Raw genomic sequence first — 19,595 nt, forward strand, 5'->3', positions numbered from 1 at the left:
GAGGGTTGATTTCGGAGTAGGAATGCGGGGCAGGGAGTGAATCCCTAGACGATTGGCAACTGGAACGGACGAGTCATGTTCCTGGTGTGCTCTTCTTCGCCATGAGCGTGATCGTCATGACCGTGTTCGCCTTCGCCATGGCCGTGATCGTCGCTGCCGTGAGCATCGTGACCATGCTCGCCATGGCCGTGATGCGGTTTCTCGAGCGACAAATCGTCAATTTGCGAACGAGTCATCAACGCGAAAGGAGTGTTGCGAATTCGAGCCTTGTAAGTCGTTCGCGGTTTGACGTTGAGCTGGCTCAACATGCCATAACTGCGAGGGTCGTCCTTTGCGATTGAAACAGCGGATTCCGGATCCCCAACGTTGCCAAATTCGATCGCGTTGGTTGGGCAAGCAGCTTGGCAAGCGGTGACGATCTCGCCATCGCGAACCGGACGGCCGCCATCCTTGCGAGCATCGATCTTGGCGTGCTCGATGCGTTGAACACAGTAGGTGCACTTTTCCATGACCCCACGACCGCGAACGGTGACATCGGGGTTGAGCACCAATTGTTGCAATTTGCGGTTGGCGTTTTCGATTGATCCGGGGTAAGCATCGATACCGTAGCCAACACCAACTTCTTTGTTGTAATTGAAGTAGTTGAATCGGCGAACCTTATAGGGACAGTTGTTCCCGCAGTACCGAGTCCCGATGCATCGGTTGTAGGTCATCGCGTTGAGACCTTCGTCGGTGTGAACCGTCGCCGCGACAGGGCAAACCTGTTCGCAAGGTGCGGTTTCGCAATGCATACAAGCGACGGGTTCTTGGACGACATCTGCGACGTCTGGATCGCCTTGGAAATAACGGTCAATCCGCAACCAGTGCATCTCACGACTGTTGCCGACTTGTTCCTTTCCAACGATTGGCACATTGTTTTCGCTTTGGCACGCAATCACGCAACCGTTGCAGCCCAAGCACTTGGTCAAGTCAATCGACATGCCCCACTGGGGAATCTTTTCTTTGGTTTCTTCGATCGTGTTGATCGGTTCTTTCCAAAGCGAACCTTCTTCGCCAACTTTCGGGACGTGGGGTCCCTTGGCTTCCGTGAATTCAGGCAGCTTCTTGAGCAGCTCCAAGGTGCCTTCGCGAATCAGGCTGAAACTGCGGGTTTCAGCTTCGTCACGTCCAAGCTCATCAATCGCCCAGTGATCCTGGGTCGTGACCAATTCATACTCGGTGTATCGAGGACGAGCTTCGACGGGGTGAGCGTACAACATCGAGTCCGTCAACCGGACTGGCGAAACGTTGACGCCGACTGGGTCGACTCCCATTTCGTCCGAACCGCCAACGGCACCCACGCGAGTCCGGCCGTAGCCGATCTGGGTGGTGATCACGCCGGGTGCACAGCCAGGCATTTCGTAAACGGGCAATTCAACGGAAGCATCGTCTCGACGAATCGCGACCATCAAACCGTGTTTGACTCCCAAACTCTTCGCGGTACGAGGGCTCATGACCGCCGCGTTGTCCCAAACCAACTTGGTCAGGGCTTGTGGCAGTTCTTGCAACCAACCGTTGTTTGCGAAACGCCCGTCGTAGAGAGCTTCCGATGCGGTGAAGATCACTTCGATGTCGTCTTGATCGACGTCCAGTGTGATCTCAGGAAGTTCACCTGGCAGCTCGACCGAAACGTCGCCAGCGGAAACTTCTTCAGCGGAAACAACGACGTCTTCTGAGAAACCGTCGTGCAACAGCTTTCGCCATTGACGATCGCTGATAGCCGATCCGGAAACCGAATCCGCGGTGCGGCGGACCAGTTTCTCACCGTCGGTCACTTCTTGGCCCAGCATCAACGCGAGGACTTCTGCGACGGAGCGACCACCGAGAAGTGGCATGATTTGTGGTTGGCAAATGCCGTAGTGACCATCGATTCCGACGCAGTCACCCCAGGATTCCAGAGGGTGGCTCATCGGCAACGACCAACCGCACTTCTCAGCGGTCTCATCGTCGTAAATGCCCAAGTAAATCGAGTGTTCGACTCGCTCAAGAGCCTTGGCGAAGTTCAAATCACCAGGAGCGGTATGAACGACGTTCGTGTCAACAAACAGGACCGTGCTCAAATCGCCGCTGTTGATTCGACCATACGCGTCTTTGAGCGAGATCTGATTCTTCAGTTCCGATCCGGCAATCGGACGGAAGGTTTGGATCGAACTCAGCGAACCGAGTTTTGAGTTCATATCGATGCCCGCGACGATCGCGTCGGCACCCAATGTTTCGCCGACAACCACGACTCCCTTGTCGCCAGCGGCGGCCAAGTCGGCTGCGGCTGCGTTCAGGAATCGATCCAATCGAGCCGCGGCGTCGATTTCGTTGTACGCAGCACCGTCTTCGGGAAGGTTTTCAAGGTCGTACTGTTCGCCCAGTGTTTCGCCGGCTTTCACCTTTTCAACACGGCGTCCGAGCTCCGCCAACACAGCCTTCATCTGGCTGGGACGAATCGCGATGCGAACATCGGCGGCGGCTCCGGTGGTCGTGTACCCGCCTTCGGCGACGTACAGACGACTCATCTCGCCCTTCGTTTCTTCCTGCATCGGATCGCGTTTGGCCGCGAACGTGCGTGAATTGTTTTGACTTCCAGCATCATTGCCCAGGAAATCCGACTGGAACGAAACGATGACTTCCGCTTCGGTGAAATCAAACTTCTGAGCAGCTGGTTTGCCGAAGACACGCTGGGTGGCTTCGTTCATCAAGCCACCATCGATCGGGTCGTAGACGCAAACCGATGCGGCGGGCAATTTCTTTTGCAACTCACCGATCATTCGCAACGTGGTGGGCGAGGTCGTTGGCGACATCATCACGGCGACCGACTGGCCATCGCCAACCGAACGCAGCAACGCTTGACCGTAGTTTGCAAACGAGTCCCAGTCGGTTTCGATGCGACGCTTTTCAGTTTTGTCGAACTGAATCGGCACACCGGCTTCGCCGCGGGCTCGATCCGGATCGTACAACCCGAGGACGCATGCTTGCGCGTAAGTTCCAGCTCCGCCGCCTGCGGGGTGAGTCGTATTGGGCTCGGCTTTGATCGGGCGACCGTCAACGCAAGTGATCAGCAGATGCTGGACCTCACCGGCGAGTTCGAAATTGGTTGCTGCTTGATACGTTTCGCCTGGAACCCGATCAGCGGGACGCAGCACAAATGGCGCAATCAGTTCTTCTGGATAACGACACCCAGCTGCGCCGGCCATGGCCAGCGAAGCACCCATGATTTGCATCCATCGACGACGCGACACACCCTCGGGGAATTCCGACGCCGCGACCGGAAATTCGCGATGCAGAAAATCGTTGACGAACTTGTCGTCTTGACGATATTCCGACAAGCTTCGCCAGTACTGCGGTTTGCCAGCAGCGGACGAGGAGGAGGCTTCGGAGGAATCGAAACCGGCGTCTTGGGTCGAAGTGGTCATGGAGGAAAGTCTTCTCAGTTCAGTTTGCGGTGAGTCAGCCGAATTCAGCGGGCCAGTTGTTCTCGATGGACTATCGGTGACAAACCGCACAATGGACTTGTGGATTGATGTTGTGTTCTTCTCGATGGGCTTTCGCGAATTCTTCCTGGTTGGCGAATTCACCCCAATCGTGGTCTTCCGCTTTCCAATCGAGCTTCGTGACAAACTCAACCGGGCGCAGGTGTTCGTTCGGGTTGCGGTGACAAGTGATACACCATGCCATCGACAGTTGCTCGTGTTGGTACACGACTTCCATTTGGTCGATGCGTCCGTGGCAGGAAACGCAACTGACGCCAGAATTCACGTGTGCGGCGTGATTGAAGTAAACGAATTCAGGCAGGTTGTGAATTCGCTTCCAAGCAACGCTGCGGCCGGTTTTCCAGCTTTCATGGATTGGTGCCAAGCTGGCTTTGTCGGTGTGAACCGCACCCAAAGCGGTTTGACCGTTCTCAGCGGCAGGCGAGTGACAGTTCACGCAGGTTGCCGTTGGAGGCACAGCAGCGTGGGCGGCATCAAAAACGGTGTTATGGCAATACCGACAATCCATTTTCAACTGTCCCGCGTGAATCGCGTGACTAAATGGGACCGGTTGAGTCGGTTGATAGCCCACGTTGAGAGTCTGAGGGTCCGTGACCAATCCACCCATGGCAGCGGCGTACACGCCTCCGCCAACAATGGCCAGTCCTAGAACGCCCAAGAAGGGATTGACCCAACGTGGAAACAAAAAACGTTTCATGATCGATCCAAATCACACGCCAACGGAAACCAAACCCGAACCGCATTTCTCACCTGAGGGATCACCCCGAGTGCAACACGACCGAGCAACGTTGACGAGACAAGAAAAAGTAATAGAGCATCCGCGCAACTCTTCCGAGCGCGGGCCGGGATTATCAGTCGGAAACACCTGCGAGGGCAAGGCCAGCGAACGATCAGCGACATTGTGTCGCACAAAAAACCGAACCTCGGTCGACAATATCGGCCATTGACTGCCCGACTCACCCGTCTACGCATCTGCGCAGCACTCTCCGCAAGCATCCAAACCGAAACCTGGGGCAATGAGGCAATCTCGGGAACTCGCAGAGACAGCCTTTCCGCTACGCAGAATTGATGAGCAGCATCGCTGCACGAGGTGAACGCAGGAGCCCCTTATCCCTGCGATGGAGCCAACTTCTCGCCGAACAGGGGCGCCCGGCGTCTCCCCCCCTAGCCCTTCAGCTGTTCATTCATCTGAACGGTTGCCGCTCGGACCGCGTCCTGCCAATTGCTTTCGTCCGCAGCGACCGAGAACTCTTCCCGTTTATGAGCGAAGATGATGTGCCGCGAACTGTTCACGACTGCCCCGGCCCCATTGGAATCCATCGCCGCACGCACATCGTCGGCCGATCCGCCCTGAGCCCCAAACCCGGGCACCAACAGAATGCTATGCGGCATCGCTTTTCGCAGCTCAACTAGCTGTTCGGGGTAAGTCGCTCCCACGACCGCACCAACCGGCCCGTAGCCATCGGCGTCCAGTCGAGACTTGTTCAGCTCGGTGACCAACTCAGCCACGGACTGATAGATCGTCTTTCCATCGACGCTGAGATCCTGCAGGTAGCCGCCGCCGGGATTTGACGTCTTCACAAGAACGAAGATGCCCGCCGCTCGTCGGTCACACACCTCTACAAAGGGTTCCAGGCTGTCTCGTCCCAAATAGGGACTGACCGTCAACGCATCACTTCCCCATGGCGATCGCTCTGGTTCTGCACTGCCCAAATAAGCGTCCGCATAAGCCGTTGCGGTACTGCCGATATCGTTCCGCTTGCCATCCGTGATAACGATCAATCCGGCTCGATTCGCGTGGGCAATGACTTCGCCGAGCGAAACCATCCCGGCCGGGCCGAGCTGCTCGAAAAAAGCCGCCTGAGGCTTCACGCAGGGCACCAAACCCGCGACCGCGTCGATGATCTCACAGCAAAACTGCGTGTAGGCAGCCGCGACGGAATCCTTGCGGTTCTCGGAAACGCTTTCTCGAAGCGGCTTGGGCAGCTGCTCCAATCGCGGGTCCAACCCCACGCAAGTCACCGATCCGGTCCGCAAGATTGCCGCATTGAGCTGCGTGGCAAATGTCATCAATTACACCCCGTTGAAGTCTGAATCCAAACAATCGGAATGCTATCGGATTTCGGGCAAACTGTCGGCCCAGCTTCCGCGACTTTTCACCCAAGACGCACAAAGGCGATCAAGCAGCAGCCAAACCAGACTGCTCGGTCGTACGCTGCAACAACCGCCCGTCATCCAGCCATTCGCTAACAAAGGTCTGGCCCTGCAGAGCCTCCAACTCGACTCGCACTGGCACTAGCTCCGGCAACGCATCGCCCGCGGCACACTCTCGTTCGCGAAAACCGCCGCCGATGCTGCCTTCACATTTGGTTGCCAGCGTCAACTTCATGCCGGCGGTGGTCAGAGGATCGACATTCTGCGGGAACAAATCCGCCTCCGGATCGGCCGAAGCGACATCCATGGCATGCCAACGGCCGTCAATGAACTTCACCCAAACCTTGATTCCCAACAATGCGTTGGGCAAGGAACTGTTGTTCACGATCGCCAAGTTCAGCCAGTACTTCAGCACGATTTCATTGTCGCCAGGCGCCACCCGCCGATAGGTCGCGGTGTCCTCCATCGCCATCAACATCGTGCCACGCAGACCCGTGACGGTGCAGGCGGCTAATTTGGCACGTTCGCGATTGGCACGAACCAACCAGAAATAGAAGGTCGACGCGACGGCAAAGAAGGATGCCATCAACGACAAACCTTCACGAGCCATTCCCATGTCATTCCAAGGCATCTGCGTTCTCCCGCGATTCGAACTCTCAACGCCTCCGGTCTACCGAAGGTGAATGAGAGAGCGAAAGAGAGAAACGCGTCAACGCATCGATAAGGCGATGCCTAGCCGCGGGCTTCTTCGAAAGCGGTGATTTTCTCTTCGTGCAACAACGTTTGCGCGATGTCATCGAGACCGTGCAGCATGTTGTGGCGGCGACTTTCGTCGACTTCGAACGAACGCTCGAAGCCCTGGCCATCTGTGATGACCTGGTTTTCCAAATCGACGGTCAACTGGTAGGGATTTCCCTTCTCGGCTCGCTGAAACAACTCTTCGACGTCTTCTTCGGACAACGCGATCGGCAGAACGCCGTTTTTGAAGCAGTTGTTGAAAAAGATGTCCGCGAACGAAGGAGCGATCACGGCACGAAAACCATAGTCATCGAGCGCCCAAACGGCGTGCTCGCGACTGCTACCGCTGCCGAAGTTCTGACGCGTGAGCAAGATCGACGCCCCTTTGACGTTGATGCGATTCAGCTCAAATTCAGGGTTCTCGGTCTCGCCATCTTCCAAGAATCGCCAGTCGAAGAACAAGAACTGGCCGAAACCGGTTCGCTCGATGCGTTTCAAGAATTGCTTGGGGATGATTTGATCGGTGTCAACGTTGGCACGATCCAGCGTTGCCACAACGCCTTGGTGTACGGTGAAGTTTTGCATGATGGAAGCCTGCGGCTTCAGCTATGAGCGATTGGCTCTTAGCTGTTAGCGATGAAGGGATGGTTTAGTCGCCGCGGGGTGCTCGCCCCGGTGCCGGCGTGAAGACAGAAAACAAAAGGCTAGCAGTGTGTCGCTAGCCGCTCATGGTCGAGCTGAATCACCGGTTGGCAACTCAGCGATAATCCCAATCGCGAATGTCGACGAAGTGACCGTTGATCGCGGCCGCCGCAGCCATCGCGGGACTGACCAAGTGTGTTCGGCCACCTTTGCCTTGGCGACCTTCGAAGTTGCGATTGCTGGTGCTGGCACAACGTTCGCCCGGAGCCAATTTGTCCGGGTTCATCGCCAAACACATGCTGCAACCGGCTTCTCGCCAATCGAAACCCGCATCGGTGAAGATCTTGTGCAAACCCTCTTCTTCGGCTTGCAACTTCACCCTGCCACTGCCGGGCACGATCATCGCGTTGACTTTCTCGCTGCAGTGATGCCCCTTGATCACGGCCGCTGCTGCTCGCAAATCTTCGATGCGGGCGTTGGTGCAAGAACCAATGAACACTCGATTGATTTCGATTTCGGTGATCGGCGTGCCGGCCTTCAGATCCATGTACTGAAGCGCCGAAGCGGTCGATTTCTGAACGTTGACGTCGGTGCTGTCACCCGGTGATGGCACCACCGAATCGACACTGCAAACCTGACCCGGGTTGGTTCCCCAGGTCACCTGAGGCCGGATGTCCGAGCCCTTGTAGACATTGCTTCGATCGTAAGCCGCACCGGGGTCCGATGGCAGTTTCTTCCATGCTTCCACCGCGGCATCAAAATCAGCGGGGCATTCTGGGCGCCCACGCAGATAGTCGAACGTGGTTTGATCGGGAGCGATCATGCCGGCGCGAGCCCCGGCTTCGATCGACATATTGCAGACCGTCATTCGCTCTTCCATCGTCAGGTTGCGAACGGCGTCTCCGGTGAACTCAAGGACGTAGCCTGTTCCGCCCGCGGTTCCGATTTGGCCAATCAGATACAGGATCATGTCCTTCGCGGTCACTCCGCGGGCCAATTCGCCATCGACGCGAAGTTCGAACGTCTTCGGCTTGAACTGCAGAAGCGTTTGCGTCGCCAAAACGTGCTCGACTTCGCTGGTCCCGATGCCAAACGCGAGCGAACCAAACGCGCCGTGCGTTGCGGTGTGAGAGTCGCCACAAACGATTGTCATGCCCGGTTGGGTGTAACCGTTTTCGGGGCCGATCACGTGCACGATTCCTTGGCGCACGTCATCGATGTCGAACAGCTGAACGCCGAACTCCTTGCAGTTCTCTCGCAGCGTTTCGATCTGTTTGCGGCTGATCGGGTCAGCGATTGGCAGACTGCGATCGGAAGTGGGAACGTTGTGATCGGGGGTCGCGATGGTGCGTTCGGGACGACGAACGGGGCGGTTGTTGATCCGCAATCCCTCGAACGCCTGGGGGCTGGTCACTTCATGGACCAGGTGCAGATCAATGTAGATGATCGCGGGCCCGGACTCGGGAGCGTGAACCAGATGCTGGTCCCAAATTTTGTCCAGCAACGTTCGGCTGCCGGTGGATTGAGAAGTGGCTCCCGCCTGGCTGGGAGCGGTCGAAGAAGCGTCAGACATGGATCGTGAGACGAGCGTGGGTGGGGAAAACTGGGATTTCAATCCCGGGAACCCGACACTGTCGACACTGAGGGGCAACCTGTCAACTCAAAGCAGAGACAGAAGTTGTGATCCTAGGCCACCACCCACCTTGCCCAGGATCAACCTCGCTGTGGAGGCCGATCTTCGGATCAGACGGGTTCTTCGATGAATTCTTGAACCGGTTGCTGGCCAGGAACGATTCGCGTGATGCTGACCTTGGTTCGGCGTAGTTCGTCCACCTCTTCCAAGAGATTGTTGATCAAATCCGCGATCTCGGCTCCCGCCGTTTCGCCAATGTGGACCATGAGTGCTTTGCGTGAGTTGTAGCTCAAACCCCGATCGTTCATCTCAGGAGAACTCCGCTGCAAGTGTTAAAAGGAATGAAGTCAGAACCGCCGCCAATGAGACTAGGAGCAATGTTCTGGTTAGTGAAACCCTAGTTGGGATGTGAAATCGCTTGACCGTGAAATTTACTCAACCGTCACACTTTTCGCCAAGTTACGGGGCTTATCAACGTCACAACCCCTCAAAACGGCAATATGGTAGGACAGCAATTGAAGAGGAATGGCCGAAACAATTGGCTGCAGGAATTCGGGGACTTCCGGAATCATAATGACCTCGTCGGCGATCCGGCGAATCTGAGCCTCTTCGTGGCTGGCGACGGCAATCACGGGGCCTCCGCGAGCCTTGACCTCTTCCATGTTGGACATGACTTTGTCGTAAGTCGTTCCGCGTGGCATGATGAAAACGCTGGGGGTATCTTTGTCCACCAGCGCGATCGGGCCGTGTTTCATCTCCGCCGCCGGGTAGCCTTCGGCGTGGATGTAGCTGATTTCTTTCAGCTTCAGAGCCCCCTCGAGGGCCGTCGGGAAGTTGTAACGGCGTCCGAGGTACAAGACGTTGGAGGCTTCCGCATACTTCGATGCAATCCGGCGAACTTCAGAATCGCAGGTCAACGCTTGCTCCACCGCCGCAGGCAAACGCCGCAACTCTTCGATGATCCGGCCGCCGGATTCGAAACTCATGTGACGCATGCGGCCAAAGTAGAGCGACAACATCGCCAGCACACAGCACTGACTGGAATATGCCTTGGTACTGGCCACGCCAATTTCTGGGCCGGCGTGAAGGTAAACCCCGCCGTCTGCCGCCTGGGCGATTGAACTGCCGACGACGTTGCACAACGCCAACGTCCGGTGCCCCTTCCGTTTGGTCTCGTTCAGAGCCGCGAGCGTGTCGGCCGTCTCGCCACTCTGGGTGATCCCAAAGACCAAGGTGTTGTTCTCGATTGGCGGGTTCCGGTACCGCAGCTCGCTGGCGTATTCCACACAAACGGGAATTCGTGCGAATTCCTCGATCATGTATTCGCCGACCAGAGCCGAGTGCCAACTGGTTCCGCAACCGGTCAAGATGATCCGCTCAACACCCCGAAGTTGCTGAGGCGTCAGGTTCAATCCACCAAAGACCGCCGTCGCATCTTCGTCGTTCAAACGGCCACGCATCGCGTTGCGAAGCGAATCAGGCTGCTCATGAATTTCCTTGAGCATGTAGTGCTCATAGCCGTTCATGCTGACTTCGCCGGTGTCTTCGGCCAACGGCTGAATGTTCACTCGCACCTTGCCGCTGTCGCGATGAAGCACCGTGAATCCATCAGCGGTCAAGACGGCGATCTGATGATCGGCGAGATAGACGATGCGGTCAGTGCGACCGGCAATCGGCGATGCGTCGCTGGCCACGAAATACTCGCCACGCCCAACGCCCAACACCAACGGGCTGCCGAACCGAGCCGCGATCAACAACCCCGGTTTTTCGCGAAAAGCGACAGCCAAACCATAAGTGCCGCGCAGCTGAGCGATCGCCCACTGCACCGCGGTGACGTAGCGCATGTTCGGCTGAGTCGGATCGGCCGGTGTGCTCTTCAAACCTTCCGCGACCAAGTGTGCAATCACTTCGCTATCGGTCGCCGATTTGAATTGATACCCCTTCGCGATCAATTCATCTTTGAGCACCTGAAAATTCTCGATGACTCCGTTGTGGGCCAGCACGACTTCGCCGGTTCCGCCGATGTGCGGGTGAGCGTTTTCTTCGGTGGCCGGACCGTGCGTGGCCCACCGGGTGTGACCGAGCCCCAAGGTGCCCTCGGTTGGCGTCCCCAAGCGATCGGCCAACGCCTGAATCCGACCGACCGATCGTGTGATTGAGATGTCGCCGCCGCCGTGAATGGCGACACCCGCACTGTCGTAGCCTCGGTATTCCAATCGGCGAAGTCCATCGATCAGGAATTCAGCTGCTTGGTCCGCACCGACGTATCCAACAATTCCACACATGACTCTTGCCGCTACCGAATGACAGAAAAGGGGTCCACGATTCTTGTTGTGTCCCGCGCAACCGTGGCCGACGTCAAGAGACGACCAGCCGCATTCGCGTTGCCCGCCGAGAACGGAACCTCTGGTTTGGCCAGAATTCACCGGCACAGGTCTTTATTCGGCTTTTGCGGCACATTCGATCCAACCCTTTGGCTGCCAGGGATTTGGATGATTCCATCGAACGCAAACAACCCAATCAATCGATTCATCTTGCCAGATCCGCGGGAGCCATGCGGCTCGCAAAACAGCTTTTTCCCTGGCAACGCCTCTTTCGGGAACAACACATCGCGATGGTGCAATCCACTCAGCAAATTGTCTCACCTTGCAACTTGATGTCAATTTGACGAACGGTCCAGACAATTCGGTCGATCTTTAACAGGCCACTGTCTTCTCTGCCCCACAGCGAGATACGCCTAGTTGCAAACGCAAGACTGCCCCGCCGTGAACAAAAGACCGCCACCATGCCCCAATCCAGCAAATCACGCCCGACAACCGACCGGTCCCGCCGATCCACTCGTCGCCCGCAGCGAAGAGCTCCCGCAACCGGGATGGATTCACCAGCCGATCCACTTGGTGCCGCGGTCCGATTGCTGAGCGAAACGGCACACGACCTGAAATCGCCCTTGGCCGGCATCGCGGCCACGATGGAAGTCATTCGTGACGGCAGCCTTGGTGACGTGACTCCGTCTCAGGTCGAATTTCTACAAGCAGCGATGACTCAGTGCGAATATATCGATTCGCTGATCGGAGAGTTGTCTCGAGCTGAACGTTTACGATCCGGCACACCTCGGGTCCGCCGCGTTGCCACCAAACGAACCGCAATTCGCGAAGCAGTGACTTTGACCACCCGTTCGCTACTGAGCGACAAACAAATCGACCTGCACTGGGACGGTGCTGAACCGAGCTCTTCTGACACGCTGGTCGACTCAACCATCCTTTCACGTCTGCTCACCAATCTGATCGTCAACGCGGCACGCGCCAGCAAGCCTGGTTCGCCTATTTTGGTCCGGGTGGAAGACGATTTGAGCCGCGGAGTCGCGGTCTGGTCAGTGATCGATCGCGGTCGAGGAATTTCACCGCAACGTTTGCAACAACTCAGCGGCACGCACCGGATCGCTTCCGATCTGGGTGGCGAAGGCCTCGGATTGCTGATTTCGCGACAAATGGCATCGCTGCACTATTCCACGCTGACACTGCGAAGCCGACTAGGAAGCGGCACCGACGCGGTGTTCGAGACGCCGCTGGCAACTCCGGCCGGTATTGCCACCAGTTTCGCACGATTCCGTGCTGAAAGACGAGGCCCACGTTCACGTCCACAAACGATCCAACAATGGAAATCTGACGAATCGGAGGCGATCGAACGCGAACTTCGTGGTGGCAATCGTGTACGGATTGAAAGCAAGCCGCACACTTCGTCCTGGCATGAGATCCAATTGCAATCCGATGACATTCGTCCCGTCCGCGCCGATCGCTTGGCCCTGGGGCGAGTGACCGCGGACGTCGAATGCACGATGGAGATGGCTGATCGTTTCGACGAAACACTGCAGTACAACCTCAGCCCATTTGAACTGGCCTACCGAACTTCTCGAAGAAGCTGGGTCTGCGCCCTGGATGCGGATCACCACAGCATGCCAACTCGGATGCAACAAATCGAAATGATGTCGCAACGCGTCGCCCCAGCGACACAACTCCAATGGAGCGAACCGTCGATCGTGCCGGTCCAGGAGCGCAGCCTTCAGTGTTTGTTAATCGACGCAATGACCACCCGCTCACTCGCGGAGGCTGCCGGAACCATTCCCGATGTCGATTCCGTTCGCTTGGGAACGCCTGAAATCTCGTTTTCTCCCGTCGCAGCCGCTCGGCTCGACGAAGAACTTCGCAGGATGAGCGAGAGAATGAAGGCGCAATCGATTCGCCTTCGAAGCCAAGCCGCCTCTCTGCGACCGCGGGCCTGACGTTCATCGTCGCTTCATGTGACGGTTTAGGACCTTTAGCCGTTTGCGATCAACGTTTACACTTCGCCGCTGTGATTGCTCCCGTCGGTTTTGGACGGAGCAGACGATTTTGCGAGAAACATGCGGGCGAGTAGCTAGATGAGTGATTCAACAGTTCGAGGCGTTGTGAACGTGATCGAAGAAACCAAGACCTACGGTCAAAAAGGGTTTCGCAAACGATTGGTGGTTCTCGAACAAGACAAAGGTAGCTTCAGCAACTACATCCCCATCGAATTCACCCGCGACGCTTGCGACAGCGTTGACGAGATGAACATGGGCGACGAAATCGAAGTTGCGTACCGGTTGAACGGCCGAAAATGGCAGCGAGATCCGCAAAGCGAAGTCAAATACTTCGTCAGCGTCGAAGCTTTGTCATACAAAGTCGTCGGTGCTTCCGGCGGAAACGCGGGAGCAGGCGCGGACGCGGCCAATGACGCCTTCAACGAAGTCGACGACGAAGCTCCGTTCTGAACCGATTGCTGGTTCTCGACTGGAAAACGATCCGAAAAGCTCGCAAAACAATTGTGTTTGCGGGCTTTTTGCGTCGGCGGTCGCTTCAGAGCCGAATGCGAGCATCCCCGCGATCGCACGCAAATCGAATTGACTGCACTGCAATCAACTTGGCACCAGTCATCTGGGGGACTAAAAACAGTCTCCAGACGACTCGTCTTGCCCAATCGCGTCCGCTCATCGCGGCAACCGCGTTCGGCTGGCCCCCCCTCTACGGAATCGCCCTCGGCCCTGAATTCTTCACGCCGAACGAATGTTGGATGCTCGATGTTTGTCTGAGTCGCCTGTTTCAATTCAACCGCAGGGAATCCGTTCATCATGTCACCTCATCCAATGACGCTGCTGCGGCGTTCGATGCTGCGATACAAGATCGGTCGACTGCAACGTTATCTTTCCAATGCGGAACGGGCTCGCGAACTTCAGCGAGAAAACTTGCTGTGTCGCATCCGCCTGAACGCGGACACCGCCTTCGGACGCGACCACGGCTTTTCCGAAATCCGAACTCTCGAAGACTTCCGCCGTCGAGTTCCAATCGCGGGCTACGAAGCGGCTCGACCCTATGTCGACCGAGTCATCCAGGGCGAGACGACGGCGTTGTTCCCAGAGAACACCAAGGTCGTCATGTTCGCGACGACATCCGGGACGACCGATCACCCAAAGATGATTCCGGTGACAGAGGATTTCTATCGCCAATACAAAGCCGGCTGGCAGTACTGGGGCACGGGCGTTTACCGCGACTACCCACATCTGCTGCAGATGAAATCACTGCAGTTCTCAAGCCACTGGAACGTCACCCAAACACCGTCGGGTGCTCCCTGCGGCAACATCAGCGGACTGGCGGCGGAGACGCGGCCGTTCTACATCGGCTCGCTGTTTGTGCTGCCCGCCTGCGTCATTCAAATCACGGAACATTTGGCCAAACACTACACCGCTTTGCGACTTAGCCTCGCTTGCGATCGTGTCGGAAAAATTGTGACGGCGAACCCCAGCACTTTGGTGGAAGTCGCCAAGTTCGCCGACGCAATGAAAGAAACCTTGATTCGTGATATCCATGACGGGACACTCACAGGCAATCAGCCCATCCCAGACGCGATCCGCCAACAACTTCGATCGCGATTGCGTCCCAACCCCCGCCGCGCTAGACAACTGCAGCAAATCGTCGACCGCACCGGTCACCTCTATCCCAAAGACGCTTGGCCGGACCTCACGTTGCTGGCCGTTTGGACCGGAGGCTCGGTTGGACTCTATCTGAATCAGTTGCCGGAATACTACGGCGACGTCGCCGTTCGAGATCACGGGCTGTCGGCCAGCGAAGGTCGCATGACCGTGCCGCTGCAAAACGGCTCACCCTCCGGCATGCTCGACTACAGCAGCCACCATTTCGAATTCATTCCTGAATCAGAACGCGATAGCAGCACACCCAACGTGCTGGAAGCATCCGACCTGACCGAGGGCGAGAACTACTTCATCGTGCTGACGACGGCCAGCGGTCTGTATCGGTATGACATCCATGACCTCGTTCGATGCGATGGTTTCTGTGGTCAAACTCCCATGCTCTCGTTCCTTAACAAGGGCAAGAACTTCTGCAGCTTCACCGGTGAAAAGCTAAGCGAACACCAAGTCATGCAGGCGATGCAACAAACCCTGCAATCCATCAACGCTCCCTCCTGCACTTTCACGCTCGCACCCACGCTTGGCGAACGACCTCGATACAACTTGGTGCTCGACGACTCTTCTTTGCCAAACCTTTGCGAACGCATCGGCCAGGAATTGCAAAACCAACTGTCACAAGTCAATTGCGAGTACGCGGACAAGTGTGCCAGCGGACGCATCGAACCAATCCAAGTCACTCGCGTTCCCGCGGGAACATGGGAAAAACTGAGGGCCAGCAAAACGTCCAAGCGAGGCAACTTCGAGGAGTACAAGCACCCGTGCTTGACCAACGACCCAAACTTTTTGCAAAGCCTCAGCAAGCTGGATTCGACGCCACCCAGCTGATCGTTCGCACCGGACATGACAACCGAATTCACGGGATGTCGCCGCGTCGAGACACCTGGGTTCCGGCGGCAAGCTTCGATTCAACGAGCGTCACTTAAAGAGCCGTCGCCCGGTCGTTATGATGTTGCATCCACGTTAATGCGCCGGCCTTTTCCAACTCTCATGACCGACATCGTGCTATGAAAATCAGTGTTCTCGGAGCCGGCGCGATCGGCACCATGCTTGGCGGCTTGATCCGCGACAACGATCCGACTTGCGAGGTCGTCTTGCTCGGTCGCGGACCTCATATCCAAACGATTCGCGACTCCGGCCGCGTCCAACTGCAAGGTCCCTGGCCAGATCGCGACGTTCCAATCATCGGAACCGATGATCCAGCCGACATCGCCGGTTCGGACATGGTGCTGGTGACCGTCAAATCTCAAGCCACGGCGGAAGCCATCTCGGCCGCCGCACCCTACCTCGGATCCGCAATCGTTGTCTCGGTTCAAAATGGTTTCAACGACGACGCCTTGTTGCAACATGTCGACGAAAAACACTTGGTCATGGGAATCACCGCAACCAACGTGACCGTCCCCCAACCCGGCACCGCCAGCCTTCAATTCAACGGCACCATTGTTCTCGGCCCGAATGCCCAAGGTACCAATGCCGCTTCCGCCACGGCGGCGACAAAGATACTTGAAAAAACCGGCTTTCGAGTCTTCGAAGAAGCCAACGTGGAAGGTGTCCGGTACAACAAACTTGCCATCAACTCTCCCGGCTACGCCGCTTCACTCTCGCAATCCAACTTCATCACCGAAGCCGTTTGCCATCGCGGTTGGCGTGGCGCCGTTGGCAAACCTCTGGCGGATGAATGCTTGCAAGTCTTCGACACCGCAGGCGTCAAACTGGCTCGGATTCCAAAGCTCCCTGACATCCGAAAGCTACGTGGCTTCTTTGGAAAACTCGACTCGCCTTTGCTAGGACCGATTGTCGGAACCGGCGCCAAACTGATCTTCAATCGACGCCCAATCCAGTTCTCGCTGTACCAAGATCTGCTCAAAGGCAAAGGCACCGAAGTCGACCACACTCTCGGTGAGATCGTTCGCTTGGCAGAGCGAAATGGCACCACGGCTCCGTACAACCAAATGGTCATCGACTTGGCCCGGGAGATTGAAAATCGCGGAGCCGGAAAGTTCTTCACCCGCGAAGAAGTCATCGATCGCTTCCGACAAATCGAATCGCGATGAGCGACTCGCGGCGCATCTTATTGACGGAAGGATCCAGCACATCAGCTCGCCAAACGCTGCATTGCCTTGGCGGCCGGCACACGATCGACGTCATGGATTCGGCCGCTCTCAGCCAAGGTCGTTTCAGCACGTTTGTCCGGCATTGGCACCGATGCCCGCTTTCTTCGGCCGACCCAATCGCCTATCTGCGACGACTGAAAGAACTGATCGACGAGCACCACTACGACGTTGTGGTTGCAACGCATGAACAAGCCTACTTGCTCAGCCGCGTGCGAGATCAACTTCAAAACCATGTTGGTGTGGCGTTGCCAACGTTTGACGCGATCGACCGTCTGCAAGACAAAGCCAACTTCGCGCGAGCGATGGAAGAGTTGGGCTTGCCGCAACCGCACACTCGCATCGTTGACGGGACATCCGCCCAGTCACTGCAGAAAGGCTGCTCTGCACAATCCGAATTCCCTTGCTTTCTGAAAACGGCTCACGGAACTGCAGGCAGGGGAGTTGTCGCTATTCATGACTCCGCGGAGATGCGTGAATGGGTCAAAGAACAAACCGCAAGCGACGCGTCTCTTCCCAACCAAGAAATCGTCCTGCAGTCGGCCGCACCCGGTGAACTGTCGATCCTGCAAGCCATCTTCGATCGTGGACGCATGGTTGCTTGGCACGACGCCATGGGACAGCGTCGTGGAGTGGGCGGCGCACCGATCGTTCGCGTCAGCACACACCGTGAAAACGTTGCTGACGACGTTCGCAAACTCGGCGAGTCACTCGATTGGCACGGAGCCCTCTTCGCCGAATACTTCTATGACCAAACAACTGGGCATCATCAATTCATCGAAGCCAATCCGCGAATCGGCGAAACGGTCAACGCGATGCTGGCCGGCGTCAATCTGTGCGAATTTTTGGTCAAGGTTTCACTGAATGAAATCCCCGATTCGGCGCCGGTTGCTTCGGGCGTCGCTGGGGTTCGTTCTCACCAATTCCTCACCGCGTTGCTCGATCAGGCCATGCAAACCGGATCGCGGGCGGCGGTGTGGCAAGAGATCACCAACCGGATCCGTCACAAAGATGGCTACCGCGATTCACAGCCCGAAATGATGCGGCTTAAACAGGACTTGCTTAGCGGGATCCCGCCACTGGCCGTTGCAATGGAACTGTTGCTATCTCCCAAACGCTCGCACAAAATGGTGCGATCCACTGTCGCAAACTACGGCATGAACGCCGACGCGGTCGCCAAGATTGCCAGCCTGCCCAGCCAGGAACTCTCGGCAATCTTCGAGTGATACAAAGCTTGCGCCGCATTGAACGGATAAGTCTGTACAATTTGCAGGCGGTGCAATTCGATTTGCGCCCATTGGATAGTCACGCTCTTTCGCTCCACTCCCCGAAATGGATCACAACATGAATCGCTTTTTTGCCTCGACCGTCCTGACTCTCGCATTTGCCACCATCGCCTCGGCACACTGCCAAGTTCCTTGCGGAATTTATGGTGACCAACGTCGCTTCGAAGAAATGCTGGAAGATGAACACACAATTTCCAAGGCACAGAACGAAATCAATTCACTTGCGGGCAAAGCCGACGCCCAATCCGTCAACCAAGCCGTTCGCTGGGTGACGACCAAGGAAGATCACGCCACTCGCATTCAGAACACCATTGCCGCCTACTTCATGGCTCAGCGGATCAAGACCGACGATCCCGCCTACGGAAAGAAGCTGATGGCCGCTCACAAGGTCATGGTCAACGCGATGAAGGCGAAGCAGTCTGCGGATCCCGCGACCGCGAAAGCTCTGGAAGAATCAATCTTTGCTTTCTACGAAGCATACGAAGGCAAGAAACCTGACTTCGATCACGAGCATTGATCACTTGGGCTGACCACGAAATTCGATCAGCCCAACACACCACCGAGATTCAACATCAGGCCGCCTTCTGGGCGGCCTGACTCGTTTGAAGCAGACCGCTGAGGATTTTCTTTCCCTTCATGACGGTCTTGGCTTTTCGGATCAATGTTGGAATCGCCAAGATCACCATTGGACTGCGGATCACTTCCTTTGCAACGCGACTGATCCCTCGCCCCACTGAAACGTCTTTCGTCAACGTCTTCAGCGCGGGCTCTCCCGCTCCCGCAAAGTTATCCAGCATCCACTTCACGCCGGAGGGCATTGCGAATCGAGTCTTATCCAACAACCAAAGGATCTCCGACTCGCGAGCCGCGATTTTGGTTGCCGCTGGCTGTTGCTTTGGCATCAACACCCAGTTCACGTTGACGTTCAGTTCACCAACCGAATGAACATGGTGGAACCAATACCGAGGCAGGAACACCATATCGCCTTCGCACAAATCGAACTCGTAAACACGTTTGCCTTTCAGCGAGTTCTCCTCGAACAAGCAGGTCTTCGAGAATGGCATGTTGGGAAGCGGCGTTTCGGGAGCGACAATCGTCCAGCGTTTCTTGCCTTTGAGCTGCAAGTTAAAAACGTGCAACGAGTGACCGTCGTAGTGCCAAGGCGTGGTGTGACCGCCCGAGTTGAACCAGACTCGAACGCAGTTGTCTCGCAGAAACGCGGTGTCCGGATTCATCGATTCCGTCACGACCGGCGGCGTCGTGCAAACATCATCAATCATCTCTTGCCGCACGTCGTACCAAAGCAAACGCTCTGTCACCGATGCGTCGACCGCAATCTTGTCACAAAGCGCACGACAAACCTCTTCCGCGCCACCGTCCGCGTGAGTCACTCCCCGAAAAATGACGGGCTGTTCGGTGGCGTAGTAATCGCGAAAAAATGTCTCGGCATCATTGGCATCCAACGACGGGATTTCGCGAGAGGCCGGGGTGGATGTGGTCATGGTGCTATCT

Annotated in this window: 15 protein-coding genes; 6 read left to right on the forward strand and 9 right to left on the reverse strand. The window is 56.6% G+C overall.

Annotation, left to right across the window (positions count from 1 at the left end; all coding sequences use genetic code 11):
- Nucleotides 1-44: 44 nt before the first annotated feature.
- The 8 genes from RE6C_RS14125 to glmS all read right to left on the reverse strand — a co-directional run bounded on the left by RE6C_RS14125 (nucleotide 45) and on the right by glmS (nucleotide 10,973).
- Nucleotides 45-3,443, reverse strand: a complete 3,399-nt coding sequence (locus tag RE6C_RS14125) for a TAT-variant-translocated molybdopterin oxidoreductase (RefSeq protein ID WP_008657563.1) — start codon at nucleotides 3,441-3,443, stop codon at nucleotides 45-47.
- Between the two features lie 70 nt (nucleotides 3,444-3,513).
- Nucleotides 3,514-4,218 carry a cytochrome c3 family protein gene (locus tag RE6C_RS14130; RefSeq protein WP_008657564.1) on the reverse strand — a complete coding sequence of 235 codons (705 nt, stop codon included), beginning with the start codon at nucleotides 4,216-4,218 and terminating at the stop codon, nucleotides 3,514-3,516.
- Between the two features lie 467 nt (nucleotides 4,219-4,685).
- Nucleotides 4,686-5,591: an orotidine-5'-phosphate decarboxylase gene (pyrF, locus tag RE6C_RS14140; protein WP_008657566.1), complete on the reverse strand. Its 906-nt coding sequence runs from the start codon at nucleotides 5,589-5,591 to the stop codon at nucleotides 4,686-4,688.
- A 109-nt stretch (nucleotides 5,592-5,700) separates the two neighbouring features.
- Nucleotides 5,701-6,306, reverse strand: a complete 606-nt coding sequence (locus RE6C_RS14145) for a hypothetical protein (protein ID WP_008657567.1) — start codon at nucleotides 6,304-6,306, stop codon at nucleotides 5,701-5,703.
- 101 nt (nucleotides 6,307-6,407) lie between these two features.
- Complete coding sequence (leuD, locus tag RE6C_RS14150) at nucleotides 6,408-6,998, reverse strand: 3-isopropylmalate dehydratase small subunit (RefSeq protein ID WP_008657568.1); 591 nt, start codon at nucleotides 6,996-6,998, stop codon at nucleotides 6,408-6,410.
- A gap of 172 nt (nucleotides 6,999-7,170) precedes the next feature.
- Complete coding sequence (gene leuC / locus RE6C_RS14155) at nucleotides 7,171-8,628, reverse strand: 3-isopropylmalate dehydratase large subunit (RefSeq protein WP_008657569.1); 1,458 nt, start codon at nucleotides 8,626-8,628, stop codon at nucleotides 7,171-7,173.
- Between the two features lie 170 nt (nucleotides 8,629-8,798).
- Nucleotides 8,799-8,996 carry a hypothetical protein gene (locus RE6C_RS14160; protein ID WP_007328386.1) on the reverse strand — a complete coding sequence of 66 codons (198 nt, stop codon included), beginning with the start codon at nucleotides 8,994-8,996 and terminating at the stop codon, nucleotides 8,799-8,801.
- Nucleotides 8,997-9,119: 123 nt separating this feature from the next.
- Nucleotides 9,120-10,973: a glutamine--fructose-6-phosphate transaminase (isomerizing) gene (glmS, locus tag RE6C_RS14165; RefSeq protein ID WP_008657571.1), complete on the reverse strand. Its 1,854-nt coding sequence runs from the start codon at nucleotides 10,971-10,973 to the stop codon at nucleotides 9,120-9,122.
- Nucleotides 10,974-11,473: 500 nt separating this feature from the next.
- On the opposite strand from glmS, the gene RE6C_RS14175 reads away from it, so the two are divergent.
- The 6 genes from RE6C_RS14175 to RE6C_RS14200 all read left to right on the forward strand — a co-directional run bounded on the left by RE6C_RS14175 (nucleotide 11,474) and on the right by RE6C_RS14200 (nucleotide 18,600).
- Nucleotides 11,474-12,967 carry a sensor histidine kinase gene (locus tag RE6C_RS14175; protein ID WP_236618204.1) on the forward strand — a complete coding sequence of 498 codons (1,494 nt, stop codon included), beginning with the start codon at nucleotides 11,474-11,476 and terminating at the stop codon, nucleotides 12,965-12,967.
- Nucleotides 12,968-13,105: 138 nt separating this feature from the next.
- Complete coding sequence (locus RE6C_RS14180) at nucleotides 13,106-13,477, forward strand: DUF3127 domain-containing protein (RefSeq protein WP_008657574.1); 372 nt, start codon at nucleotides 13,106-13,108, stop codon at nucleotides 13,475-13,477.
- Between the two features lie 357 nt (nucleotides 13,478-13,834).
- A complete protein-coding gene (locus tag RE6C_RS14185) occupies nucleotides 13,835-15,514 on the forward strand; it encodes a GH3 auxin-responsive promoter family protein (RefSeq protein ID WP_008657575.1) in 1,680 nt (559 codons plus the stop codon).
- A 179-nt stretch (nucleotides 15,515-15,693) separates the two neighbouring features.
- Nucleotides 15,694-16,740, forward strand: a complete 1,047-nt coding sequence (locus tag RE6C_RS14190) for a ketopantoate reductase family protein (protein ID WP_008657576.1) — start codon at nucleotides 15,694-15,696, stop codon at nucleotides 16,738-16,740.
- Nucleotides 16,737-18,023, forward strand: a complete 1,287-nt coding sequence (locus tag RE6C_RS14195) for a carboxylate--amine ligase (RefSeq protein WP_008657577.1) — start codon at nucleotides 16,737-16,739, stop codon at nucleotides 18,021-18,023. Before RE6C_RS14190 ends, RE6C_RS14195 begins: the two co-directional genes overlap by 4 nt.
- A gap of 118 nt (nucleotides 18,024-18,141) precedes the next feature.
- Nucleotides 18,142-18,600 carry a superoxide dismutase, Ni gene (locus RE6C_RS14200; protein ID WP_236615658.1) on the forward strand — a complete coding sequence of 153 codons (459 nt, stop codon included), beginning with the start codon at nucleotides 18,142-18,144 and terminating at the stop codon, nucleotides 18,598-18,600.
- Between the two features lie 55 nt (nucleotides 18,601-18,655).
- Here the strand turns inward: RE6C_RS14200 and RE6C_RS14205 are convergent, their stop codons facing one another.
- On the reverse strand, nucleotides 18,656-19,585 hold the full coding sequence (locus tag RE6C_RS14205; RefSeq protein ID WP_008657579.1) for a cupin-like domain-containing protein: 930 nt from the start codon (nucleotides 19,583-19,585) through the stop codon (nucleotides 18,656-18,658).
- Nucleotides 19,586-19,595: the final 10 nt, after the last annotated feature.

It is taken from the genome of Rhodopirellula europaea 6C (genome assembly GCF_000338295.1).
Classification (GTDB): Bacteria; Planctomycetota; Planctomycetia; order Pirellulales; family Pirellulaceae; genus Rhodopirellula; species Rhodopirellula europaea.

Coding starts and splice junctions, on each gene's coding strand:
- RE6C_RS14205 (WP_008657579.1), bottom strand. CDS start 19,585: ATGACCACATCCACCCCGGCCTCTCGCGAAATCCCGTCGTTGGATGCC.
- RE6C_RS14160 (WP_007328386.1), bottom strand. CDS start 8,996: ATGAACGATCGGGGTTTGAGCTACAACTCACGCAAAGCACTCATGGTC.
- leuC (WP_008657569.1), bottom strand. CDS start 8,628: ATGTCTGACGCTTCTTCGACCGCTCCCAGCCAGGCGGGAGCCACTTCT.
- pyrF (WP_008657566.1), bottom strand. CDS start 5,591: ATGACATTTGCCACGCAGCTCAATGCGGCAATCTTGCGGACCGGATCG.
- RE6C_RS14200 (WP_236615658.1), top strand. CDS start 18,142: ATGAATCGCTTTTTTGCCTCGACCGTCCTGACTCTCGCATTTGCCACC.
- leuD (WP_008657568.1), bottom strand. CDS start 6,998: ATGCAAAACTTCACCGTACACCAAGGCGTTGTGGCAACGCTGGATCGT.
- RE6C_RS14130 (WP_008657564.1), bottom strand. CDS start 4,218: ATGAAACGTTTTTTGTTTCCACGTTGGGTCAATCCCTTCTTGGGCGTT.
- RE6C_RS14185 (WP_008657575.1), top strand. CDS start 13,835: ATGTCACCTCATCCAATGACGCTGCTGCGGCGTTCGATGCTGCGATAC.
- RE6C_RS14195 (WP_008657577.1), top strand. CDS start 16,737: ATGAGCGACTCGCGGCGCATCTTATTGACGGAAGGATCCAGCACATCA.
- RE6C_RS14145 (WP_008657567.1), bottom strand. CDS start 6,306: ATGCCTTGGAATGACATGGGAATGGCTCGTGAAGGTTTGTCGTTGATG.
- RE6C_RS14175 (WP_236618204.1), top strand. CDS start 11,474: ATGCCCCAATCCAGCAAATCACGCCCGACAACCGACCGGTCCCGCCGA.
- RE6C_RS14125 (WP_008657563.1), bottom strand. CDS start 3,443: ATGACCACTTCGACCCAAGACGCCGGTTTCGATTCCTCCGAAGCCTCC.
- RE6C_RS14180 (WP_008657574.1), top strand. CDS start 13,106: ATGAGTGATTCAACAGTTCGAGGCGTTGTGAACGTGATCGAAGAAACC.
- RE6C_RS14190 (WP_008657576.1), top strand. CDS start 15,694: ATGAAAATCAGTGTTCTCGGAGCCGGCGCGATCGGCACCATGCTTGGC.
- glmS (WP_008657571.1), bottom strand. CDS start 10,973: ATGTGTGGAATTGTTGGATACGTCGGTGCGGACCAAGCAGCTGAATTC.